18 protein-coding genes are annotated in these 24,631 nt (G+C 63.4%); 9 read left to right on the forward strand and 9 right to left on the reverse strand.

Annotated elements, in window-relative coordinates; all coding sequences use genetic code 11:
- Nucleotide 1 precedes the first annotated feature (1 nt).
- Nucleotides 2-1,321 (reverse strand): sugar MFS transporter, encoded by a 1,320-nt coding sequence (locus SPDO_RS06405; RefSeq protein WP_088366642.1) that lies wholly within the window; start codon nucleotides 1,319-1,321, stop codon nucleotides 2-4.
- A 229-nt stretch (nucleotides 1,322-1,550) separates the two neighbouring features.
- On the opposite strand from SPDO_RS06405, the gene SPDO_RS06410 reads away from it, so the two are divergent.
- From SPDO_RS06410 to SPDO_RS06430, 5 genes are all read left to right on the forward strand, one after another.
- Nucleotides 1,551-2,672: an ROK family transcriptional regulator gene (locus SPDO_RS06410; RefSeq protein WP_088366643.1), complete on the forward strand. Its 1,122-nt coding sequence runs from the start codon at nucleotides 1,551-1,553 to the stop codon at nucleotides 2,670-2,672.
- Between the two features lie 91 nt (nucleotides 2,673-2,763).
- Nucleotides 2,764-5,196: a TonB-dependent receptor gene (locus tag SPDO_RS06415; protein ID WP_088366644.1), complete on the forward strand. Its 2,433-nt coding sequence runs from the start codon at nucleotides 2,764-2,766 to the stop codon at nucleotides 5,194-5,196.
- A gap of 76 nt (nucleotides 5,197-5,272) precedes the next feature.
- Nucleotides 5,273-6,811 (forward strand): M81 family metallopeptidase, encoded by a 1,539-nt coding sequence (locus SPDO_RS06420; RefSeq protein ID WP_088366645.1) that lies wholly within the window; start codon nucleotides 5,273-5,275, stop codon nucleotides 6,809-6,811.
- 636 nt (nucleotides 6,812-7,447) lie between these two features.
- A complete protein-coding gene (locus SPDO_RS06425; RefSeq protein WP_143559594.1) occupies nucleotides 7,448-10,165 on the forward strand; it encodes an NB-ARC domain-containing protein in 2,718 nt (905 codons plus the stop codon).
- A 112-nt stretch (nucleotides 10,166-10,277) separates the two neighbouring features.
- Nucleotides 10,278-11,570: a HEPN-associated N-terminal domain-containing protein gene (locus SPDO_RS06430; protein WP_088366647.1), complete on the forward strand. Its 1,293-nt coding sequence runs from the start codon at nucleotides 10,278-10,280 to the stop codon at nucleotides 11,568-11,570.
- Nucleotides 11,571-11,627: 57 nt separating this feature from the next.
- On the opposite strand, the gene SPDO_RS16810 is transcribed toward SPDO_RS06430, so the two are convergent.
- From SPDO_RS16810 to SPDO_RS06440, 3 genes are all read right to left on the reverse strand, one after another.
- Nucleotides 11,628-11,768, reverse strand: a complete 141-nt coding sequence (locus tag SPDO_RS16810) for a hypothetical protein (protein ID WP_158212157.1) — start codon at nucleotides 11,766-11,768, stop codon at nucleotides 11,628-11,630.
- A 29-nt stretch (nucleotides 11,769-11,797) separates the two neighbouring features.
- Nucleotides 11,798-12,157 carry a hypothetical protein gene (locus SPDO_RS06435; protein ID WP_088366648.1) on the reverse strand — a complete coding sequence of 120 codons (360 nt, stop codon included), beginning with the start codon at nucleotides 12,155-12,157 and terminating at the stop codon, nucleotides 11,798-11,800.
- A 123-nt stretch (nucleotides 12,158-12,280) separates the two neighbouring features.
- Nucleotides 12,281-14,362: an ATP-binding protein gene (locus tag SPDO_RS06440; RefSeq protein WP_088366649.1), complete on the reverse strand. Its 2,082-nt coding sequence runs from the start codon at nucleotides 14,360-14,362 to the stop codon at nucleotides 12,281-12,283.
- A 259-nt stretch (nucleotides 14,363-14,621) separates the two neighbouring features.
- On the opposite strand from SPDO_RS06440, the gene SPDO_RS06445 reads away from it, so the two are divergent.
- A complete protein-coding gene (locus tag SPDO_RS06445) occupies nucleotides 14,622-16,796 on the forward strand; it encodes a hypothetical protein (protein ID WP_143559595.1) in 2,175 nt (724 codons plus the stop codon).
- Nucleotides 16,797-16,958: 162 nt separating this feature from the next.
- Nucleotides 16,959-17,162, forward strand: coding sequence for a hypothetical protein (locus tag SPDO_RS16660; RefSeq protein WP_143559596.1), 204 nt, complete (start codon nucleotides 16,959-16,961; stop codon nucleotides 17,160-17,162).
- A gap of 28 nt (nucleotides 17,163-17,190) precedes the next feature.
- Here the strand turns inward: SPDO_RS16660 and budC are convergent, their stop codons facing one another.
- The 5 genes from budC to SPDO_RS06470 form a co-directional block, all read right to left on the reverse strand.
- Entirely contained in the window at nucleotides 17,191-17,952 is a 762-nt protein-coding gene (gene budC, locus SPDO_RS06450) for a meso-2,3-butanediol dehydrogenase (protein ID WP_088366651.1), read from the reverse strand.
- A gap of 81 nt (nucleotides 17,953-18,033) precedes the next feature.
- Nucleotides 18,034-19,119, reverse strand: coding sequence for a catalase family protein (locus SPDO_RS06455; protein ID WP_088367015.1), 1,086 nt, complete (start codon nucleotides 19,117-19,119; stop codon nucleotides 18,034-18,036).
- 11 nt (nucleotides 19,120-19,130) lie between these two features.
- A complete protein-coding gene (locus SPDO_RS06460; RefSeq protein ID WP_088366652.1) occupies nucleotides 19,131-21,161 on the reverse strand; it encodes an alpha/beta fold hydrolase in 2,031 nt (676 codons plus the stop codon).
- A gap of 171 nt (nucleotides 21,162-21,332) precedes the next feature.
- Nucleotides 21,333-22,415 carry a catalase family protein gene (locus SPDO_RS06465; RefSeq protein WP_088366653.1) on the reverse strand — a complete coding sequence of 361 codons (1,083 nt, stop codon included), beginning with the start codon at nucleotides 22,413-22,415 and terminating at the stop codon, nucleotides 21,333-21,335.
- A gap of 55 nt (nucleotides 22,416-22,470) precedes the next feature.
- Nucleotides 22,471-23,433: an alpha/beta hydrolase gene (locus tag SPDO_RS06470; RefSeq protein WP_245829249.1), complete on the reverse strand. Its 963-nt coding sequence runs from the start codon at nucleotides 23,431-23,433 to the stop codon at nucleotides 22,471-22,473.
- Between SPDO_RS06470 and SPDO_RS17150 the strand changes: the two genes are divergently transcribed.
- Nucleotides 23,432-23,647, forward strand: coding sequence for a hypothetical protein (locus SPDO_RS17150; RefSeq protein WP_245829252.1), 216 nt, complete (start codon nucleotides 23,432-23,434; stop codon nucleotides 23,645-23,647). The genes SPDO_RS06470 and SPDO_RS17150 overlap by 2 nt on opposite strands.
- Before the next feature lie 44 nt (nucleotides 23,648-23,691).
- Complete coding sequence (locus tag SPDO_RS06475; RefSeq protein WP_158212158.1) at nucleotides 23,692-24,438, forward strand: Crp/Fnr family transcriptional regulator; 747 nt, start codon at nucleotides 23,692-23,694, stop codon at nucleotides 24,436-24,438.
- Nucleotides 24,439-24,631 lie beyond the last annotated feature (193 nt).

A 24,631-nucleotide genomic window follows, 5' to 3' on the forward strand; every position in this document is an offset into this window, starting at 1 on the left:
TTCAACCTTCAACCAGGCCGGCCGCGGCATCGCTGCGCATCGCCGGGACGCTGCCGATCCCGCCGGCGCGATGGCCGCGCAGGGCGTAGAAGAGGATATAGGCATAGGCCGGCGCCATCAGCAGCAGGAACACGGTCTGGAACGGCGCATGTGCCTTCAGGATGGCGAACAGCTGCGGGACGATCGCGCCACCGCAAATGCCCATGATCATTATCGCGGACCCGGTTTCCGTGTGCCGGCCGAGTCCGCGGATGGCCAGCGGGAAGATCGCCGGCCACATCATGGCATTGGCGAAGCCGAGTGCGGCGACGAAGCCTACCGACACGTAATCGCGGGTGACGAACGCGCATAGCGTGAGGCCGATGCCGAGCATCGCCGACAGCCCGAGATACCGTTCCTGCGACACGAAGCGCGGGATCACCACCAGGCCGACGAGATAGCCGGCCAGCATCCCCGCCAGCGTCAGCGACGTGAAAAACGCGGTCTGTTGCGTGGGAAGGCCGAACGCCTGACCGTAGATGCCGATCGCGTCGCCCGCCATCACCTCCACGCCCACATAGAGGAACAGGCACAACACGCCGAGCCACAGGTGCGGAAAGCCGCCGAGGCCGCGCCGATCCTCTCCGGCTGACGATCCGGCCGCATCGTCCGGTACGATCTCCGGCAGCGGCGAATAGAACACGAAGACGCCAAGCAGCGCCAGCAACGCGGCCATTGCCATATAGGGGGTGTGGATCTGCGCGGCAAAGCGTTCCAGCAATGCCTCGCGCGCCGCCGGGTCGGCAATGCTGCCGAGTTGCGCCTCCAGTTCGCCGATGCCGCGCAGCACCAGCACCCCGAGAACGACCGGCGCCAGGATGCCCGCCACCTTGTTGCAGATGCCCATTACCGCGATCCGCTGCGCCGCGCTTTCGATCGGTCCAACGATGGAGATATAGGGGTTGGCCGCGGTCTGCAGGATCGACAGGCCGGCACCGATTACGAACAATCCGGTCAGCGCGCCGGGAAAGACCCGCATGGTGGCGAACTGCCCGAACAGTGCCGCGCCGAGCGCCATGACCAGCAGACCGATCGTCATGCCCTTCTTCATGCCCGTGCGGCGCAGGAGCCACGCGGCGGGTAGCGCCAGGAAGAAGTAGGACATGTAGAACACCATCGGCACCAGAAATGCCGAAACGTCGTCCAGCGTGAAGGCGAATTTGACGAAGGTGATGAGCGGCCCGTTCAGCCACGTCACGAAGCCGAAGATGAAGAACATGACGCCAATGATTGCGATGGTCGTTCGCGATCGTGCGCCGCTCGCCTGATTGCCGTTCGTCATGAGGTCCCCCGTGGCGAAGCCACACCAGCGAGCCCTTGGTTCGAAGAGCAAACTAACCAGCGGTGCTGATGGCGGTACCGCCAACAGCCTTTGCTAATGGGGCTGACGCCGGCCTGTCAAATAGACTATTTGTTACGTGCCGTCCGGTTTTCTCGTCATAAGCTTGCAACAAACAGGCAAACATGATCTAAGATAGTTCGAATCACGAATTAATGGATGCGCGCCAACCATGCTGACCGACGGCCATGCCAGTGTCCTGCGCCTCATCAATCAGTTCGGCCCGCTGAGCCGGACAGAGCTGGTGCGGCAGTTGGGCATCAGCAAGGCGAGCATGTCCGCGCTGGCGTCCGATCTGATCGACCGCGGTGTGCTTGCCGAAGGGGAAATGGTGTACGGCGCCGGGCGCCCTTCCGTGCGGCTGGAGCTGTCGGCAAACTCCGCCTTCTTTATCGGCGTCTCGCTCGCCACCGTGCCGTTCACCCTGACGCTGACCGACCTACGGGGCGGGGTGCTTTCCACCGCCGAACTGACACAGGGCGCAACGCCGGAGGCGATTGTGGAGGAGATCGCCGCGGCGATCCCGGGGCTGTTCGATGGCCACCCGCAGGCGCTCGATCGACTTGCCGGCATCGGATTGGCGGTGCCGGGCGTGGTCGACGCGGCAACCGGCACGTGCGTGCGCTCCACGCTGCTGGACTGGCGCGACGTGCCGATCGGCGATCTGGTGGCGGCGGCGACCGGTCTGCCGGCCTATGTCGAGAATGACGCCAACGCGCTCGCGCTCGGCCAGCATCTGTTCGGATCGCTGCGCGGCTGCGACCAGGGGACGATGATTGCGGTCGGCGACGGCATCGGCTGCGGCCACATCATCAACGGCGAACTGCACCGCGGTGCAAGGGGCGGCGCGGGCGAGATCGCGCATGCCACGGTCGATCCGTCCGGCCTGCCATGCCAGTGTGGCAAGCGCGGGTGCCTCGATACGCTCGCCTCGGTGCGCAGCATCGCCGCGGCGGCGCGCGCTGCCGGTCTGGACTGCGGCCTTGCCGCACTGGACGCGGCGGCCAATCGCGGCGAGCGTGCGGCAATCGACATCCTGCACGGGGCAGGGGCCGCTCTGGGCCTCGCCATTGCGCAGATCGTCCAATCGCTCGATCCCGAACGCATGGTCATCGGCATGACGGACGGGCCCGTCACCGGGCTTTTCGCGCGCGTCGTGCGCCAGACGGTGGAGGCGAACGTCATGCCCGACGATCACCGCCGGCTCGATCTCACCATTACGCGCCTGGAGAACCAGGCCTGGGCCATCGGCGCCGCAAGCATCGCGGCCGGACGCGGATTTTTCCGCGTCTGAACAATCCGAAACCCGATTTTCCGAAAGGCGACGCAGATCGCCCGAACGACCGCAGGAAAACACCATCGTTCTAGCGCTTTAGGGGGAATGTATGTTGAAGACTCGCCACACCGCGCGCCTGCTGATCGCCACCGCGCTCGGCACGGTTGCGATCACGCCGGCCTTTGCGCAAACGACCGTGAATACCGCCGAGCAGGCCGGGTCCTCGACCCCGGGCAACACGCAGCGCGAGCGTTTCGACGGCACCGCCGACGCGGGTGACAGCGACATCGTCGTGACGGGCAGCCGCGGATCGGCCAACGGCGTCACCAACGCGACACCAGGTGGCGGCCTCATGTCGGTGCAGACCGGCACCAAGCTGCGCAGCACGGTGACCCGCGACTATATCGACGTGCAGGCCGGCACTACCAACAGCTTCACCCTGATCCGCAACCTGCCAGGCGTGGTGGTCGGCAGCGGCGATCCGTTCGGCAGCGCGCCCAACCTGTCGATCCGCGGCCTCAGTCAGACGTCGCTGGGCTTCAACTTCGAAGGCGCGCCGATCGGCGACCAGCTATCCTACAGCGCCTTTCCCAACGAATGGTCCGACAGCGAGAATATCGGCGTCCTGAACCTGACGCGCGGCTCCACCGACATCACCGCGCCCGTCTACAATTCGGTCGGTGCGCTGCTCCAGTCCGAATTGATCTCGCCGCCCATGACCCCTGGCGCATTCGCTTCGGTTGGGATCGGCAATTACGGTCTGCGCCGCTATTTCCTCCGGCTCGAAACCGGCGAGATCGGCAACAGCGGCATACGCGGCTTCGTCTCCGGCTCGCGCACCTACAACGAGGCGTGGCGTGGACCGGGCGTTGCCTATCGCAACCACATCGACAGCAAGTTCGTGAAGGAATTCGCGAACGGCGACACGATCTCGCTGGTCGCGACGTACAATGAGTCCAATTCCTTTGCCGGTGCGCGCAATCCGACGCTGGCGCAGTTCGCGGAGTTCGGAAAGGATTTCTCGTGGGACGATACCTACGCGCCGGGCCGCAACACCTATTACCGCCTGCGCGCCAATGACCGGCAGAGCCTGTCGATCAGTGCCCCGTCAACCTTTACGCTGACCGACAGCCTCGACGCTGTCGTCACGCCTTATTACCTTTACACTCACGGCGTCACCAACGGGGCGAGCAACCTCAACCTGGCGGGCGGCTTCTACGGTACCGAGCCGACCGGGCCGCTGGTCGCACCGGGCGCCGTCGTAACGCCGGGGTCGGTTACCGCGGCGACGCCGCTCGGCACCGCGACGATGATGAACGTCGACTATTACGACCAGAAGACCTACGGCCAGAACAGCTATCTGCGCTGGAACGTCGGCGCCGCCCAGTTCCGCCTCGGCTATTGGTATTCGCACTTCGTCCACACCGAAAAGGCCGCATACCAGCCGGTCAGCGTGGACGGCACGGTGCGTGACACGTTCGGCAAGGTCGGGTCGGTTACGCTGCAGGACGGCCGCATTTTGCGCAACTTCGCCGCGCGCATCGAACAGAACGTCAACGGCGTCTATGCCGACATGACCAGCAAGCTGGCCGACGACAAGCTGCTCATCAACTTCGGCTTCAAGTTCGTCTGGGTCGATCGCACCGCGACCAGCGAGCTGCCGGGCACCGCGATGCGCACCGACAGCCTAAGCGCAAAGCCGTTGCCGCAGGCTTCGATCCGCTACAGCTTCGATGATCGCAACCAGATCTTCGCCGACATTACCACCGCGTTTCGCGCGCCCTCAGCGGTGTCGTCCTATATTAACATCTACAACGTCGCGACCGGGATCGCCTCGAGCACGCCATCGGGCAACTTCAATCCCGAATATTCAGTCGGGCAGGAAATTGGTTTTCGCCACCACGGCGATCTGGTCCACTTCACCATCGCAGCGTTCAACTATGACCTGACCGATCGTCTTGTGCAGGGCACGCAGATCGTGGGCGGCACCAACGTGGGCTTCGCGGTGAATGTCGGCGATCAGAGCGCACGCGGCGTCGAAGCGGAGATCGGCCTGGTACCGTACAAGGGCTTCAGCCCGTACGTATCCGGCCAATATCTGAAGGCCACAACCAAGAACAATTATCCGACCCGCGGCGTCTTCCTGCCGACGGCGGGCAAGCGCGCGGCACTCAGCCCCGAATGGGTCGGGTCGGCTGGTCTGCGCTTTGACAACGGGCGACTCTTCGCCCTTGTCGAGGGCAGCTACGTCAGCTCGCAGTATTCGACCTTCATGAACGATCAGGAACTGCCCGGCTACGGCACCGCCAACGCCTCGCTCGGCTATCGCTTCGATACGATCGGCTTCATCAAGAAGCCGCAGTTTACGCTCAACATGACCAACATCACCGACGAGAAGCAGCTCGTCGGCATCCAGGGCGTGACGTCCAACGCGCTGCCGACGCGCAGCACGGACGGCTCGACGCTGATCCCGGCCTCCAACCCGACCTATACGATCGGCGGCGGGTTCGGCATCACCGCCTCGCTGAGCGCCGCCTTCTGATCCCCTTGCGCCGTCGCCTCGACCATCGGGGCGGCGGCGGTTACTTCTGGCCTACGAACCGCGGAGGATTAGCCCCATGGAACGCCGCTCCTTTCTGAAGTCCACCTCCGTCGCCGCGCTTGCCGCGACGGCGACCTCGGCCACCGCGCAGATCATCCCGCCGTACAAGAAGCAGCCGCGCATCGCGATCGGCGGCATTGCGTCGGAGTGCAGCACCTACAGCCGCATCCGGTCGCGACTGGAGAATTTCCGCGTGCTGCGCGGGCAGGAGATCCTGGACAGCCCGCAATTCACCTTTCTGAAGCGCTACGACGTGCCGTTCATGCCGACGCTGGTGGCGAACGCGGGCTCCGGCGGCCCGATCGCGCGCGATGCTTATGATACGCTGAAGGCGGAATATCTCGGCATGCTGCGCGCCATGCTGCCGCTCGATGGTGTTTATTGCGCGATGCACGGCGCCATGTTCGTGGAGGGCATGAACGACGCCGAGGGCGATTGGTACGAGGCGACGCGCCAGGTGGTCGGCCCCGACTGCCTGATCTCCGCCAGCTACGACCTGCATGGCAACGTCAGCCAGCGGATCGTCGACAATCTCGACTGCATCACCGCTTATCGCACCGCACCGCACGTCGACCGTGTCGAGAATACAATGCGAGCCACCGACATGCTCACCCACTGCCTGCGCTACGGCATCAAGCCAAGCATCGTCTGGGCGACCATTCCGGTCGGCCTCGCGGGCGAGCAGAGCAGCACCGAATGGGATCCTGGCCGGCGACTGTGGGCTGACCTGAGCGAGTACAACCGCATGCCCGGCGTGCTCGATGTGTCGCAGCTGGTCGGCTACGTCTGGGCGGACGAGCCGCGCTCGGCGGCGTCGGTGTGCGTCACCGGCACCGATCCCGCGATGCAGGCCCGCATCGCCGCCGAACTCGCCGCCCGTTACTGGGATGCGCGCGAAGAGTTCAAGTTCGGCAGCCCGACGGGCACGATCGAGGAGACGATCGCCACCGCCATGGCCGCCAAGACGCAGCCGGTCGTCATTTCCGACAGCGGCGACAATCCCGGTGGCGGCGGCAATGCGGACCAGACGCACTTCCTTCAGGCGATTATGAAGGCCGGCGCGAAGAACGTGCTGCTTGGCGGCATGACCGACAAGCCGGCGACCGATGCCTGCTATGCGGCGGGCGTCGGCAAGACGATCCCGCTCTCGGTCGGCGCGACGCTCGATCCGGTCGAAAGCAAACCGGTCAAGGTGAACGCAACGGTGAAGTACCTCCACCCCGTTACCGATCCGGCGGAGCGCGAGGCGGTGATCGAATTCGACGGCATCACCATGACCCTGTCGTCCAAGCGGCGCGCCTATCATGCGGCGGAGGCGTTCCGCGATTTGAAGTTGGAGCCCACGGCGTTCAAGATCGTGGTGCTGAAGTGCGGCTATCTCAACCCGACCATGAAGCCGCTGGCCAATCCGCACCTCATGGCGCTGTCACCCGGCGCGATTGATCAGGACATTCCCAATATCGCAAACAAGCATCGCCGCCCCAGCTTTCCCTGGGTGCAGAACCTCAACTACGCGCCGCGACCCTATCGTTCCAAGCGGGCGACACGCGCCTGACGTTGGAGGGAGAGTGTGTTGTGAATGCCGATCCTTTCAGTTCAACCTCTCTCCCTGAGAAAGTCGGCCCTAATCGGGGAAAGGTGCTTGCATTACAATCGTCTTGCTTTTGCAACCGCGAAATGGGTTTAGGAGGAATGTCGAAACATGTGATTTCGGCGTTGGACGTGGCTTGGATCTGCTGAATTGCAACGAAAGCGTCGTCTCACGCAACGCTGAGCGTAGGACTGACGAAGTAACGCCCAATTCAACAATCAGACTAGTTGATTTGCAGCGAGGCAAGAGCTCGGTTGCGTTGAACGATGGAACCAGAGAGCCGGAGAGCGGCGGCGCACAGCCGAAAGTGCGTCGCCTTCCTCATAAACATACGTTGTAATTGGGTGGAATACGGCCGGTCCGCTTTCGGGTACGCAGATAGCGTAAGCGGACGCTTGTTCATAAAGCTCGCGACGGCAGCTACGCGCCCCAACTTCGGTCGTTCGACCACGGCTTAGCATTTCCCAAAAGCCGCCGTTGAGGCACGCGCATGACGCCGGTGATGGCCAGTCTGAGAACCGTTCAATTGCGTCGCGATCTGATAGAACGCTCCTATAATGGCGCTAAATGCCGGCGGACCGAACATGAGGCTGCAAACAGATGGGAATACATCTCAAGAGAAGGGCGTCGCAGATCGACCGGCTCGCCCAAGCGGTCGGATATATTTCTGCGGATTTCGAAAAGTTCGGAGCAGCATTTCTCGACGCCCTTCTTCTTGTCCCAATGAGTCATGCCGGTACCAACCTGCTCGGTTATCCGGTGGCTGGCGTTGTCGACTCCGTCAGCGACGATGGTCGTATCGCAGCCGAATATTCCGATCGGAAAGGCTATTTCGGGGGGCAAATGTCCAAGGCGAAAGGGGATTTGTTGAAAGCGATGGCGAGCAAGCCATCGGCAACCGACATCTTCCTCCTGGCGGGCGATCGCAAGCGGCCGCAAATTGCCCAGGCATTCGAAACGCGGATGCAAAGGCTTCCCCAGATGCAGGGTCGCACCCTGCATCTCTGGGGCAGCGAGGAGATCGCCGAGCGCCTCATCGACGAGCTCATCGTGAGCGATACCGTCGTCAGGCGGCTCGCCTCTTATCTCCCGGAACTGCAGCGACTCCGCGACGAGGAGGCCGTGAGCAATCTCGCGCCGCTGCCGGACCGAGCCTATCTGGCGCGCAGTCTCGTCGATGAGGAGATCAGCGCAAGATTGAAGGCCGATGGCGGCATCGCGATCAGCGGCATGGGCGGGCTTGGAAAATCCGCGGCCTCCGTAGCCTATGCTTCCAGCCACGAAGATGACTATGATCTTGTCATCTGGCTGGAAGGTATGGGCGTGACCAGCATCCAGCAACTTCACAGCATGCCCCTCGACCGGGGCGGCGAGCAACGCAATATCGTCGCGCTGCTGCGCACCCGCGCATGTCTGCTCGTCATCGACGATGCCGACCCGACGCTGACCGTGCCCGCGTTGGTCGAACTTTGCGGTCAGGGTTCCCACGTCATCCTGACCCAGCGTCAGGCTTCAGCCGCTTCCTATGCGTTGCCGTTGATGCAGCAAGAGTTGGCGAAAAGCCTGCTCAACCAGGATGTCGAACCCTGTCCAGGCGAGGTGTTTCAGACCATCTGGCAGACGGTCAACGGGCATCCGTTGAGCCTGGCCTTAATGAATGCGGTGGTCCGGCAAGGGACAAGCTGGTCCGAGATCGAAGCCGATTGCCAGGCGGTCGGCGAAATGGCTGATGGCACTCAGCGCCTCGCCGACCGGCTTCTGGGACGGTTGTGGCCGGCACTGGAGCGGGAACTCTCGGTGTTCGCCTGGGCAGGACAACCCGGTTGCGGGCGTGACTTCCTCGAAACGACGATCCTGCCGCTCGGATTGCGCAAGCTGCGCACGAACGGCTTGATGTCAGCCGACCGGCTGGAAGTTGCCCGGCTCCACGATGTCGTGTTCGGAGCTCTAAGCGCCCGAACCTGGTGCCGCGCCGAGCGCGATCGCGAACTCGATGGGCTGTTCGAAGCGTATCTGATTCAGGTGGCGGGCGAACCCGGCCTGCGGTTCTGGACGATCTGCCGGATCATGCTGCAGAAGCTCGAGCGCCTGGTGGCGTCGGGAAGCCGGCCCGCTATTTTTCGCTATGCGCTGTTTGCCGTCTGGGACACCGGTGAGTTGCGTCCCGAGCTGATTCCCGATCCGGTCGAGGAGGCCAAGGGGCTTCGCGCCGCAAAGCCTCCGCTCTTCGCGGTCATCGCCGTGATCGAAGCGATCGAGCAGCTTTTTCTCCATGACAAGACCGACGGCGACGACGTCGCGGCGGGACGGCTGCGCGAGCGGCTCGCCGCCTTCGACCTGCTCGCAAATTTGCCTGACTTGTCGGACCTCGAAACTGCCCAGGTGCGGCACCACAAGGCCAAGGCTTTGAAGCGCCTCGGCGAAACACGCGAGGCTGCCGAGCTTTTCGAGCAGGTGCTGAAAGGGCCGGCGCCCTTGAGCGAGACGCGTCTCCAACTGATCGACATCTACCGCACGAACAAGGATACCGCTCCGCGCGCGGTCGCCCTTGTCGACGATATCCTCACCCAATCCGCCGGCACCGAAGAGGTGTCCTATTCCGTGTTCCTTGGTGCGGTCGAACGTCTGCCTTGGGGCGGTGGGGCGTGGCGCTCCGACCTGTTCCGCAAACATGCCAACGTGATCGCCAATACGATTGTCGATGCCGCCGAAATGGGCGTCCAGCAGGCATACCGCACCTTCGGCGCCATCGGTCGGTATCTTTCAACCGAGCAACCGCAGCTCTTCGAGTCCATCTTCAGTCGGCTGACGCGGCCAACCCCGGAATCGCTGTCTTCCGACAACGACAAGGCTTCGTGGGGCGAAATCTACTTCGAGGCATCGCGGCTGCCCAAGGGCGAGCGCGCCGCGCTGCAAAACCAGGCGCTCGCCTTCTATTCGGCCGAAGTCGCCCCGCAGCCCTTTCACCTCCAGCGAAAAGCCGAGTTGCTCATTGACATGGGGCGAGCGGCGGATGCCGAGGCGATCCTCAGAGCGCGCAAGGATCTGGACAGCAGCGAATGGATCGAACGCCTCATGGCGCGCGCCCGTCTCGCCCGGGGCAACCCGGCAGACGCACTCCGCTGGATCGACTCAGCTCTCGGACGGCTGACCGCTGAGCATTTTCGCAGCGAGTTCCTCGAGCTTCGATACGACATACGTCACGCGCTCGGCGACAAGGACGCAATTGAAGACCTGAAGGCGGCGCTAGTGGCAAGTCAGAAGGAAAACGAGGCCCTGCGCCTTGGCGAGCGCTTGAGCGATCACGGTGGCGCCTAAGCCGTTCACCGTCGCCGCACCGAGACGTGACAGGGCGCCAAGCACCCTTGGCGATTGCGGCGGTTTGGTCGAAGGAGCACATCGAGCACCACACATTGGATATGGATGCGACATGGGACATTTCAGTGAGCTCGCGATTATGGAGGAAGACCAGTCGCTCAGGCTCAGTCACATCGATGGCAAGACGGTGTGCACCGCCTGCTTCGGCGACCCGCACCTAAAAAAGGCGGTCGCTGACAACGCAGTGGCGAACGCTTGCGATTATTGCGGCGCGCTCGGCAAAGGAGTCGTCGCCGCACCGCTTACGGCGGTACTCGAGTTCATGCTCCCGCAGATCGAGCTGGAATATGCGAGCGCCGATCAGATCCTGCCGCAGGATCCCGAGACCAAGGATCGCATGTTTCCGGAGGACGAGTTCGACGCGCGAGAGTTGCTCGAGACCTATATCGAGCTTGAACTTCCCAATGACTATGATTGTTCGCTCGTGGCGGACATCGCCGACGCGCTGCCCGAGCAGGACTGGTGCCTGCTGAACCCTTTGGGGACGCCCGATGACGAGGCGATCGGGAATAGCTGGGAAGCCTTCAAGAACGTCGTGAAGCATCGTCGGCGCTTTTTCTTCCTCCAGCACAAGGATCGCGACCTCGACCATGATCTGACCTGGGGTGAAGCCGCCTATGACGTTCCCGAGTTGCTCGAGCGGATCGGCAGGTTCGCCCATGACCATCGCCTGATCATCAGGCTCGCCGTGGGGTCGCTGTGGTTCCGCGTGCAGGAGTTGGGGGTCGGCGAACATGATTTCAGCCCGAGACGGATGGGGCCGCCGCCGTACGAGCTGGCTAACATGCCCAATCGGATGAGCCCGGCCGGGATCCCGATGTTCTATGGTGCGATCGACCAGGCCACCGCCCTTGCCGAAGTCGCCGATCAGAACGCGCGCTTTGCTTCGGCCAGGTTCGAGACGCTGAAAGACGTTCTCGTGCTCGATGTGCGGCGTGCGCCTGACGTCCCGAGTCTTTTCGACCCCGAATTCGCCAAGGATCGCGCGGTCGCCATGTTCATGCATTCGTTCATCGACGACTTCCGAGCCCAGATCGATCGGAAGCGCCGACCCCATGTCGATTATCTCCCTACGCAGGTCATCACCGAGTATTTTCGAACAGCGGTATCGGGGGGCGACGACGAGCCGGTCCTTGGCGTACTCTATTCCAGCACCAAGAATGGTCGTGACGCGATCGTGCTATTTGCTGAAAACAGCGACGTAGTCCCGGGGGACGCGGACAAAACCGAGTCAGACGACGATCTGTGGTTGCGCGTCGTGGAATATGATGAGATCGACCATGTAGCCGCTGCGGCCGCGCCGCCCGCGCCAGACTTGAAAGGCCACCGCGCCGGGGAAGCCTGACGGCCTTTCCCGCCACCGGATCGCGGGGGCTTAAATAAGACTCAGCAACGCGCCGCGTCAGTGGGGGGCAGCGATCGCGCTGCTCGCCGGGTTGCCCACCGCGGTCGCCGCGAGGCCGTTGCCGCTGATGTCGAACTGGGTGCCGATGACCGGACCGGGCTGGGCGCTGAACCCGGAGCCCGTCACCTGCGCGATCACGGCACCGTTGTCGGTCTGGAGGTTGGCGATCAGGGCGAACGGCAGCTGACCGATCCCCGATACGGTCCGTCGTTGGTCGCGCTGTTGCCATAGGCGGTGGCGGCCGCTTCATTCCCGGTGATGCCGATCGAGGATCCGCGCACGCTTCCCGCATTAAGCGGCATACCGGCGGTTTCGACCGCGGACGCAAGCACCGAAGCGGCGTTGGACTGGTTGTTGACCAGCGCCGCTTCCGCCTTGCCGGTCACATCGAACCGGGTGGCCTTGGTCATCGCCGGTGTTGCGCCGCCGGGCGTGCCGAGCGCGAACGTCACAGCATCGTCGGCGGCATTGCCTCGCGCCAGTGCCGTCGTGCTGTTGCCGTTGAGTGCGACCTGTCCGTCGGCCACCGTGAGCGATGTCGGCGAGGAGTTCAAATCGCAACCCGTTGGCGACAGCTTTGCCGAACCCGCATCTACGAACTGTCAGTCTGCAACCGACCCACCTTCGGCCTCGCTCACGTTGATGAGGACTTATCGGGGCGCGTTTGCCGCCTCATCGGTTTCTTCGTATGCTTCGATGTTTGTTTCACCGGGCTGGCCGTCGGTGTCGCGTTCAGCTTCGGCTTCGGCTTTGTCACCTTCGCCCGGTAGCACACCCTCGAGAAAGCGGCTGTACTTCTCCTGCAGGTGCTCGACCGCCTGGCTCTCGCTGACGGTGTGCTGCATTTGCTCCTGGAAGAACTGCAGCCGGGCGCGGTTCTCCTCTATGATCTCGCCCCAGGTCTTGATGCCCACTGTATGGTCTCCCGTCCGGGCGATCAGGCGACGCTCGGGATCGGGACCAGCCTCGATCTCGTACTTGGCCATCTCGTCGTAACCGTTCGAGACGATCCAGAAGTGCCAGCGGATGCCCTTCACGGTGCTGAACCGGTCATCGGCCCTGACCGCCTGCGCATACTTCTTGATCTGGTTCATCTCGTCGGCACCGATCTTGACCTTCGGCGCCTTGAGTTCGACGACGAGGTGCTCGATGTCATTTGCGCGGTGACGGCGTGTGGATCGCGAGAACATCAGATCGACGATGGCGCGCTTCTGGCCGGAGACCTTGACCGGATCGTCGATCTGCAGCGAGGGGTCGAGGACCTTCTTGTGCCGCACCAGCACGTTGCGCAGGTCCTTGTCGTTGACCCACAGATTATACTCCTCGCCGAATATCCAGGTATTCTCGGCCAGGATCTTGTGCAGCTGGCTGCGCTCCTTGAGGCGGCCTTTGGTCACGGGATCGAAGACGATGCTCTCGAGCGCTGCGATGAACTTCAGCCGGTCGGCGACCGTCTTCGCGGCGGTGATGATCGCGGTGAGGCTCGTCTCCTGGAGAAGCGCGGCGAGCTCCTTATGCTGTCTGGGCGGAAGGTCAAGCACCTCCTTCAGGATGAGCTGCAGCTCCTCTGGACCGCGTTCGATGGCGTTGCGCAGCATGCGCAGGTGGAGCGCCTGCGCAGTCGCCGAGCTCTCGCCGATCTCGGGTGCCAGTTCCTGAACGTGAACGGCGACAATGTCGAAGACCTGGCGCTCCGCTTTCTCGACCGTCGTCAGGGGTTCGCCCTCGTATGGATAGACCTCGTCGGCCTTCCATACGTCGACGACCGTCCGTGCCTTCTCTGCGGCGCGGTTGCGGAAATAGTCCTTGATCCCCGACCGGGCGCGCTCGATCGCGCCGGACAGCGGCGGGTCGAGCTCGATCAGGCCGAGCCGTCCCTCGTTCTGTAGGTGCTCGACGTAACTCGATCGCAGATAGGCGGAGAACGAAAAGCCCGGAACGTGGAACTTGGTCTCGAACTGGTCGAGCGGAAAGCCGTCACGGGAGCACAAGTAGAGTATCCGCTTGGTGTCGGCGCGCCACTCGATCACCTGAAGTTCGGCGTCATGCTGCGAACCGTCGGAGGCCGTGATCGGGGCTAGCGTCATCGAAGCCTCGGACCGGATGGCCTGGTCCGGGTCGATCCGGTTGCCTCCGACCGAGATGCTTACGGCCTTGTAGCTCTTCAAATAGAGGGCGAATATCTCCGCGAGCTCCTGGAAGCCCTCGTCGGTCTCGAACAAGCGGAACTCGCGCCGCAGGTTGTCGATGACGACGATCACGCCCGTGGTGCGGTCCGGTGCCGGTTCGTCCGGTGTGATCACGACGTCGGTGAGGTCGTGCTCGGCGATGCGGATCTCGAACGCCCGGTTCCCACCCTCGGCCGCGTAGCATACTTTCCAAGTGGCCATGCCGCCAAGGGAGAACGCCTTGTAGCGGCCGCGTCCCTCTTGGCCGTGGATCATGCGGTCGCCCGTCCTGGTCCGCCGCGTCATCCTCTTCCAAGACCCGCCGAGGTTGCCGAACAGCCCCTTGGCCTCGTCTCGCGAGAACCCGTCTCCGTTGTCGTGCACGACGATTCGCGAAAGCCCTCCCAGCAGACTGCCGTAGACGAGTTCCACTTCAACCCGCGTGGCGTCGGCGTCCAGACTGTTCCAGATCAGTTCCGCAAGGGCGGGGATTGGCTTGGCGCGCGTCTGCCGAGCGACGAAGTCGTCCTGAACGGCTACCGATACGTGTTCGTCTGATGCCATCTGCCCCTCTTACGATTTCATTGCCCGCGCGGCGGCTGGACGGCAAGTGGCGGTGCGAACCTCCCGCGCCTTCTGGAAGCGAGATGTATCGGCTGAATGTCCGTGTCGCTTTGTGTGCCGATTAGATCAGCTCCTATCGGTTGCTGAGCCACGTCGGTCGTCGCCACTATGTGGAGCGGCAATGGTTATTTTCGCGTGGCGGAGCCCGAGTATCCGCATCATATCGGCATGCCCCGACGCCAAGTAGAAAGAGCGTGAATTGTCGAAACCGCGGCCCGTTGCCGATCTGTTGGCCCGTCTGGTCGCCGCCCGGACCCAGGCCGCGATGGTCGCGCTATTGCGCGCTGAAGCGCGTCCCCCGACGTCGAAGGCGCTCGCCGCGGAAGTCAAGGCGCACGTCGATGTGCTTGAGCGCCATCTAGCCGACGACCGGCCTCGCGAGGCAATCGCGACTACGCTCGCAATGGTCTTCATGGACGCGGATCACGCGATCGCTTGCGTGCGGCGCGATGGGGTTCTGCGGGCCTCTCGCTACGGGTTTCGCGGTTCTTTGATAGCTAGGGTTGCCAAGGCCGCGCTCGGTGTCCGCGACCTTCTGGCCGCGTCGCCGGACCGGATCGCGTATCTCGAATCGGTCGAGGCGCTTTCGCGCCTCGCCGGCAATGCTCTCGTTTTGCAGCAGGAGATTGAGGCGACTATCCGGTCGCGCCGCGCCGAGGTGTTGAAGACCGTGTTCGTCATGGTCAACAGCCTATTCTACCATGGCTGGCTGAACGACAACGAGGCGAGCTCCCTGAGCGGCCATCGCTACTCCTCGGAGGAGTACGCGGAAGCCGCCTCGTTGGTCCTGCGCACCTATGCCTCGATGTTCCCTGTCGATGGCGCCAGCTTCGCCTATGTGGACGCGCACGCCGTGGGCAAGAACGCGCTAGTCTACGAACGGCTGCTGGTCGCCGCGATCCGTCTCACCAAGTTCAGGGAGGCGGAGCTGTTCATCGATGGCCTCCCTTACCGCGCTGACAACGCTGGCGAGACCGTCACGGTCTCCTCCATCGATCCCGACGTCGAGCGCTCCATACGTCTCGGCTACATCCAGGCGCAGAACCAAGGGATGATCCGGTTCACCTATCTGCAGGAGGCCGATCCGGCTGTCTCCATGCGATCCGTGATCGATCGCGGCTTCGACGACGGCAGTTTCCAAACTCTGCTCGAAATTCTCGAGAAGCCCGTGCGCCGGTTGGTTCTGAAGCTGCCGGCCGTGCCCGAGCTATTCGAGCAGTTCTTCGGACGAGACGACCTATTCCGTGACGAGCTTCAGACGATGCTCGCGCTCGACGTCGACAACTTCGGCACATTCGACGAGCTGATCTTCCCGATCACCGATCGCGTGACCTCGATGGATATCTTCAAGGTGCAGCGCTACTTCAATTTCCTCAGTTGCGCCTACCAGCGACGTCTGGCTGACCTAGAGGATCCGGCCGAGCGAGGGGAGCTTACGCTCACCTCGACCCTACTTGTGATCAGACACGCCGACCTGGTCGAGCAGATGCGGCTGATCTTTGGCGACGAGGACAAGTCCCGGGAGATCATCTCGCTTCTGACCATGGACATAGGCGAGCCGCACCTCGACCTGCAGTACCGCCCTTTCGTGGATGCCGGCGGCTACTACGTGATTGCGCCGCACGTGGTCGCCGTCTCGAACCTCGTGCGCAACGTGATCGTCGCCAACCGCCTCCGTGCCGCCGCCATCGGTCCAAGGGACCGAATGGTCCTCGCTGTAACCGAGGCCCTCCGCTCCGTCGGCTTCCTGGTCCGGAACGATTTCAAGACAAAGATCGCCGGCAAGGAGCTGGAACTGGATGTCGTTGCTTGGCGCGACGGGTCGCTCTTCCTCCTCGAGTGCAAGAACGCCTACCATCCGGTGTCCGTCCACGAGATGCGCAACAGCTGGGACCACATCCGCGGCGCCAGGAAGCAGCTCGACAAGCGGCGCGAGATCTTTGCCGACCCGGCCAATCAGGTGGCGTTCTTCCAGAAGCTCAACTGGGAGGTCGACGCGCCGTGCGACGTGCACACCGGCATCGTCATCGCGAACCGTGTCTTCCACGGAGCAAGCCTCAACGGCCACCCGATCCGCCAGGCCCATGAGCTGATCAATGTGCTGACCAGCGGGCGCATTGTCGCGGACGAGGACAGCCTGTCGTTCTGGATCGGCCACGACTTCCAGACCGCTGACCTGATCGCCTATCTCGGAACCACGTCGATTGCCACCGATCAGCTTGCGGCGCTGGACCCTCGCGAGTGGCGCTATTCGATGGGATACCGCGAGCTCGCGTTCTCGTCCTACGTCCTCGACATGGCCAAATGGGACCGCGAGCTGCGAGCCAGGCATGGCCCTGCGATTCCTGGAGGCCGACGGGAGGATGCCGGCTGAAGCGTTGGTCCGCCGGGGCGCTGCGCTCGCGGAGAAGTGCGATTTCGAACGGAGTTGAGAGTAGCAGACACCAGCTAAGTTACAACGTCGCTTTGATGCCGCAACTCAGCAAGCGATCCGCTAAGGTAGACTGCGTCAGCAGCATCTTTGTTTCTGCTTCAGGTGATCGCTGTATTGAAAGCAGACAGTCTGCTGGCGGCCATTCCCGGCCGTAGCATCTCCCTGAACGAACGTCCGCTTACGGGTAGCGGCAGAGCAGGCGTGAACGACCGAAACTGGGTCAAATTGTTGCGACGTGAATCAATCGACCTGAGCGATTTGCCCGTGATGGATCAGGCACCAGCGGCATGGTCCAATCCTGAATAGTGGGCGGACGCATGGCCCGCCCCGACAGTCACGACAGCGGCGGTTGCCCGTTGGATGCGGTCAGCCCGCCGTCGACCGGCAGGTTCACGCCCGTCACAAAATGCGCGTCCTCGCTGGCGAGAAACGCGATCGCGCCCGAGATGTCGGCAGGCTCGGCGCCGCGCCCGAGCGGGATGCGTTCCTCGAACTTGGCGATCAGCTCGGGCTGTTTCTTCATCCCTGCGGTCAGCGCGGTGTAGGTGAGCGACGGGTTGACCGCGTTGACGCGCACGCCGTTCTTCGCCTCGTCCATCGCCAGCGCGCGGGTGAAATTGCTCACCGCGCCCTTTGCCGCACAGTAGAAGCTGTGATTCCAGTCGCCGCCCAGTCCGGACACCGACGAGACGTTGACGATGCAGCCCTTCGACCGGCGCAAGTGTGCGATCGCCGCGCGGCTCATGTGAACGACGCCGTAGAGGTCAGTCTCGATCACCTTGGTGAATTCGGAGAAGTTGCCCTCGTCCACCTTGCCCAGATGGTCGACGCCGGCGTCGTTGACCAACACGTCGATTCGACCGAAGCGGTCGACCGCGGCTTGAACCAGGGCTTCGCATGCCGCGCGGTCGGACACGTCAGTTTCGCGGGTCTCGACCGTCCCGCCCAGTTCACCCGCCAGCTCGTCGAGCGCACCCTTGTCGATGTCGCCCAGCACCAGCGTCGCGCCTTCTTCGGCGAAGCGGCGCGCCACGCCCTCACCGATCCCGGAGGCGGCACCGGTGATGACGATGACCTTGTCGGAAAAGCGCGCCATCACGCGTTCTCCGCCTGACCGGTGTTCCTGCTTTCGAGCTTCATAACTGTCCTTTCATCATCAGCAGCACTGGCGTTCAGCTCAGGCTGGAATGTCCTGGATGGTGGCGGTGTTCGCAGCGGCGATGCCGTTTTCGCGATGGCGAAAATCGCCGAGCGCTTGGTAGACCTGCAGCCGCGCGCGCATCACACCGCCCAGCGGGCGATGGACTTCGAGGCTATGAGCCGGGCGAAACGTCATCACCTCGTCGAAGTAGCGGACGCGGTCGGGACCATAGGCGGACTGCCGCGGCAGCCGGATCGTGGCGACGGTGCGGTACGGGCTCTCGCTCGTCGGCCAATCGACGGAGGTGTCCTCGATTGGCTGCGTCTCGCCATCGGTCCATAGCTGCGCCCGAAGCTCGAACACCGCATCGTTGCCCGCGAAGTAATCGACCGTGGCTTGGCGGAAGCCATCCTCGTCCTGATGTGGGTTGAGCTGCCAATCAGCGAGCGCCTGTTGCTCGGCGGCAACGGGAAAGGCCCCGATCTTGGCGACATGGTCGCCGAAGCGCAACGGACATTGGCTGAAATATTCCTCGATCAGCGGGTGGCTGAAGGGGTGGCCATAGAAGTCGAGCGTCGGGCTTGGACCGGCGCCGACGGCGTTCAGGACCTTGTTGATGTTGCGAGCGACGGAGGCGGCTGCGCTCTTCACCCCCTCGGGCATGGGAACCGTCAGGCCGATCTTCTTGGCTTGCGAAAGAAAACCGGCGGCGGTCCCCGCCGGAAAGGTCGTGCCACTGGCCAGGACGAAGTCCTGCGTCGGCGCGTCATGGCCGGGCAGCTTCGCGCCCTCGACGCCGAACACCTTGATCGACATGCCGCGATGGGTCGAGACGCGATCACCGAGTTTTTCACCGGGCCCTTGCGCAAAACGGACGGCGACATCGAACGTGCCTGGTTCCGCGAAGAGGCCTTGTGCGAGTTCAGGCGGCAATCCAGGCGCGACGATGAGCTTGCCGATCACACAGGCCGTGCTTTTGGCGTGGCTAGCCCGTACCGCATGCCCATCACGCTTCTCGACTGTCTGGCTCTCCTGGGTCATGCCCTGGATGATGCCGTCGATGCTCTCCTGTTCGCCGGGCTCTCGTGTTTCAATGTCGGGCGAGTATTGCAGATAGGTCATGGGATGTCCGATCACTTGGCGGGTGCGAAGGAGAACAGCTGCGTCTTGATCGACGGCGGTGCGCCAGGCGTGAACCAGTTGGTGTCCTGGATATGGCTAGCGGTGACGTACATCGTCCCGTCACGGCCTTCCGAGAAGGTGTCGGGCCAACGCAGGCGGCGGTCGGTCAGCACCGTCTCGACGGTCGCTCCGTTCAGCCGCTTGATCGCGTAATCGGTCGGCGAGGTCAGGTAGAGCACGCCCGCCTTGCTCATCCACAGACCATCAGCGACGTGGGTCTGCGCGACCGTCTTCACCGCTGCCGCCCGGTCGGCCTCGCTGATGTCCGGCCGCAGCTTGGCGGTGTCGATCGAGTAGAGCGTCTTGCCGGTCAGCGCCTGATAGTAGAGCGTCTTGCCATCCTTGGAGATCGCGATGCCATCGGCAGCGAAGGCGGGCTGGCGACCGTCGGGGCGGACGAGCGGCTTGCCGTCGAGCGTGACCTTCACCGTCTTGTCGATCTGGGTGGAGGGATGGCCGTCGAGCGCGCGGTGGCTCTTGCCGCTTTCCAGGTCTACGACGATGATCGCGCCGCGCGTGCCGCTGTCGGTGATGTAGCCGGTCTTGCCGTCGGGCGAGAAGCGGATGTCGTTGAGGTAGGTGCCCTGCAACGCCACGTCGCCGGGAACCGGGATGGTCTTCGTCACCGTGTTCGATGCCAAATCGATGCGGACGAGCTTGGGCGCGCCTTCGAGAATCTTCTCGTTGCCCGGCGCGCCGGGATCCAGCACCCACAGGTTGCCGTGACCATCGGGTACGATCGACTGCACGCAGACGAAATAATCGGCGACCGGCAGCTCGTTGGCGCGGGCATTGCGCCAGCTGTTCCACTTCGCGTCGGGATAGGGGCGTAAGGATCCGTCCTTCATCACCTCGGCAACCGAGATGGGCGCGTCGTCGGTCCAGCGGGGGAAGTTGACGAAGCGGCGACCATCCTCGGTCACGGCGACGCCGGTCGCCTGATGGTCGAACTGCGCCACCTGCGTTAGCTGCGCGCTGCGTCCCTGCGCGTGGGCGACGCCGGCTGCCGCAGCGGCGAACAAGCCAATGGCGGCGATCCCGGCGGCATAGGGGGCGGCTTTCTTCATGGACAGGTTCCTATCGGTGACATCGGTGAGCGCGGCGGGATTGCCGGCAAAGAGGGTAAGGAGGTGGCGCACCACCGCTTGCGGGTTCTCTCGCTGCGGGAAGTGGCCGACCCCGGTCATGGTGATGCGCGCGAACGGCCCGGCGAACTTTGCTCGCACGTCCTCCGCGGTCGAGGGAGGGTTCACGCCGTCGGCATCGCCGTGGATGTAGAGCGTCGGCAGAGACAAGGTCCTGGTCGCCTTGACCTTGTCCTCCAGCCAAACGCTCCGTGCATCGGGTTCCGCTTCGTCCCAACGCGCGCGATAGCTGTGGAGTGTCACCTCGGCCCAGTCGGCATTGTCGAACGACCGAGCGACACATTCGAACGTCGCCTCGTCGAACCATCCCGGCGGCGACCAGTTGACCCAATGCAGATGGGTGAACCCGCGCCGGTCTTCACGTACCACCTCCGCCCCGCGCGCGGTCGCCATGAACCAATGATACCATTGCCGCTGGGCCTGTTCGAATGGCGGTGTCGGCATGCCGCCAAGCCGGGGAGGAGTCGACAGCATTGCCATCCGCTCCACCCGATCGGGCCACCCGACGGCCAGGGCCTCGGCGGTGTTCGATCCCCAATCATGCCCGGCGACCACGAAGCGGTCGATGCCCATCGCGTCCAAGAGTGCGATCATGTCCATCGCCAACATCGCGCTGTTGCCGGTTCGCAAGACATCGTCGCTTTGGAAGCGAGTGGCGCCGAACCCACGCAACGTCGGGACGATGACCCGGAACCCTTCGGCAGCCAGAGCAGGTGCAACCTGATCCCACGTGGATGCGTCATCCGGCCAGCCGTGGATGAGGAGCAACGGTTGTCCCTCCTCCGCGCCGTGAAGCGACACCTTCATGTTCAGGTCGCCAGCGGTAATCATCGGCATTTGTCAGCCTCCTGGCGGTTCAAGGTTTCGCGAATGTGTCGTCGGCTCCGCCGTCTCACCTGTGCTTCGAAAGCAACGACGCGATGGCTTCCAGAACGATCAAGCGCTCAGTTCGTCGCCACGCCGATCTGCTCACGATCAGCGCCAAGGGACCGAGCGCCACCCTCTTGGTCAGACGCGACCGCCAGCAGGCTCGTGGTAGGGGCAGCCGTTCACGTGAGCGCGGAAGTCGGCGGAGTGGCGGTAGGTCTCGTTGCGTGCCCGGTTGATGTTTCCGAGCGGCCGGTGCGCGGCGAGGCCGGTCCAGATCGAGAAGCGCATCTCCTCGTTGATCTTCTGAAACTTGTCCTTGGTCAGGCTGTCCTGCTTGGCTGCCCGAATGGTTGCGACGGTCTGGAACGGCGCATCGGCCTGCTTCCACTCGACAGTCGGGTCCTCGACCGGTTGCTCTTCCAGGTCGCGACACAGCTGCACTCGCAGTTCCCATTCCATCTCAAGCACTTGGGTCTCTGACCGGATCACGTCCCGCAGGGCGTCCGGCCGGCCAGTCGCGTCGATCGTGGTGTCGGTCTGATCGGCCAGGTCCTTGGACACGGGGAAGATCGCGAATTTGGCAATGTAGTCACCGTAGCGGAACGGCGTGACACTGAAGTAGGTCTCGCCGAGCGGATCGGAGTTGGGCGCCCCGCCGAGCGTCTGCACCTTCGGGCTTTCAATCCCGACCGCGCTGAGCACGGTGTTCACACCGCGCAGAACCTTGGACATTGCCTCCTTGGTGCCATCGAGCTTGTCGGTGGTGCCGGCCAAGAGCTTCAGGTTGCCCAAAAACTGGTCGGCGGTCTTGTTCTGGAACACCGGGCCGTTGACCATGACGAAGTCCTGCGTCCGTCCGTCGGCGCCGGGCAGGCGTTCGCCTTCGACGTCCATGACCTTCAGCGCCAGACCACGCGGCAAGCTGATGGTGTCCGGCAGAATGTCGCCCGCGTTGGTCGAGAAGCGCATGACGATCTCGTGCTGGCCGGCGGTCGCGAATAGGCCTTGTGCCAGTTCGGGGGGTAGGCCGTCATGGACGGTCAGCGTTCCCTGAAGGAACCCGTGCGCCTTGGCGTGGACCGAGCGTACGGCGTGACCATAATCCTCCGCTGTTTTTTCCAGAATCTTGTCGAACGTCTGGTTGAGCTTCATGATCGTCTCGGCTTCGTCTGGTTTCACGTCCTCGACGTCGGGAGAATAGCGGACGGGGGTTTGGGTCATGGTCGTTAGTCCTCTCCGGCAAGGGGGCGGCGGTTCGACGCCGCCCCCGTCACGTTCAGCGGCGGGCTGCAGGTGCCTCGAACGCCGCTCTCAACCGTGCGACCGCGAGATCGTTCGCCTGCTTCGCACCGCCCACCACCTTGGCCATGCCGAAGAATTCGTGGGTGACGCCCGGGAAGGTCTTCTGCTCGACCTTGTCACCCGCCGCGCGCATTGCTGCCGCGAGCGTCTCACCGTCCGAGCGCAGCGGATCGATCTGCGCGTTGATGATCGTCGTCGGTGGCAGGCCGCGCAGGTTCGCCGCGACAAGGTTCAGGCGCGGATCCTGCGCATCGGCCTTACTCGTCTGGTAGTAGTAGCCGAACCATGGCAGCATCGCGGTATTGAGCGGCTTGGCGTTCGACGAATCCTTCCGCGATGGTAGCGTCATGCTGCTGTTCGCGATCGGATACACAGAGACGATGTGCCGCGGCGCGGTCAGGCCGTTGTCACGGGCGTAGATCGCGGTCGCGACCGCGAGGTTGCCGCCGGCGCTCTCACCGACCGTCGCGATCCTTGCGGGGTCACCACCCCAGCTGGCCGCATTCTGCAGCGTCCAGCGATAGGCAGCAGCCGCATCATCATGCTGCGCCGGAAACTTGAACTCGGGTCCGTGGCGGTATTCCACAGAGACGACGATCGCGTTCAGTGCCTTGGACATGGCTCGCGGCGCAGCATCGTAGGTGCCGACGTTGGCGATGACCCAGCCACCACCGTGATAGTAGACGATGACCGGCATGGGCTTGCCACCTGCGGGCGCGTTCGTCGGCTTGTAGATGCGCGCGAACTGCTTGGGATCGCTGCCGTACGGCAGGTCCTGCGTCGTCACCGCAGGATCGGGCGCGGTCGACATCCCCTTCTTCTGCATCGCCGCCTTTGCTCCGTCCGCGGCCGAGGGTTGCATACGGGCCTCCGCAGGCGTGAGCGTCTCGATCGGCTTTCCACCGAGCGACGCCAATGCATCAAGGACCGCCTGCATGTCGGGCGCGGCCTTGGGCGGTTGCACGGACGTCGTGGGCGGCGGCGGAGGCGGAGCTGCCGTGATCGAGCGCGCCGACTGGGCGAACGCTGGAACGCCCGCCATCGCGGTCGAAGCGGCGATCAGCATCGAAATGGTTCTGCGCAATGGTCCCTCCTGTAACTGTCTGTTTCCCAACCATTGGGCGAGCCTCAGCGTTTCGGTACGAAAGTAGACGCAGGCGTTTGAGCAGCGAGGTTCGGAAGTATGTACAGCGGCATGGATGATCAGGCTTTGAAGGTGGATTTGACCCCAGGTTCCAACGCGTTGCCGTGCGAGGCGAATGCGCTGCTATGCCTTCTGGACGACGCTGACCGCGCTGCCCTTGCGCCGCATTTGGAGCTGTTGCCGTTCCGCAACGGTGACATGATCGCGCGCGCCGGCGATGCGGCAGACAGCATCTGCTTCCCGTTGACAGGGATCGCTGCAATACTCGACTCGCTCGAGGGCGACCGCCGCTACGCGGTCGCGCTGGTCGGCAGCGAGGGGTTCATCGGTTGGCAGTTGCTACTTGGCAACGAGCGCTGGTCGCATGACGTGGTGATGAGGGCCGAACACGGCACGGCGATGAGGCTGTCGGCCGCAGCTTTGAATGGGATACTGGCCGAACGTCCGGCGATCCGAACCGTTCTGCTCCGCTTCGTCGATGTGGTGATGACCCAAATGTCCAGAACGATCGTCTCGTCGCTCGCGCATTCGATCGAGCGACGGATGGCGCGATGGATCCTGCTCTATCACGACCGAGTACGCGAGGACGACATCTGCATGACGCACGAGGAGTTCAGGCTTATGCTCGGTGTCCGCCGCAGCAGCGTAACCGATGCACTCCATAAGCTCGAAGAGGATGAGGCTGTCCGCTCCGTACGCGGGCGTGTCATCGTCCGCGATCGCGAGCGGCTGCTGCGGCTCGCTGGCGACACCTATGGGTTCGCCGAGGCGGAATATCGGCGCCTTCTCGGGATCTGATCTTTTGATTTGGTAAACGATGGCGCTTGGGGTGACCTCAATGGAAGTTTACACAACCCGCATCGCCACCGATCCTCCTTCAACTTGAACAAATAGCAGAGATTAAAATGAACGAATGGTCGCAGCTGGGACGCGGTGAACAGGTCGCGAATGACCGTAATTGGGTCATTTATTCTTAGGAAGACGCTCGAGG

The sequence above is a fragment of the Sphingomonas dokdonensis genome (genome assembly GCF_002197685.1).
Classification (GTDB): domain Bacteria; phylum Pseudomonadota; class Alphaproteobacteria; order Sphingomonadales; family Sphingomonadaceae; genus Sphingomonas; species Sphingomonas dokdonensis.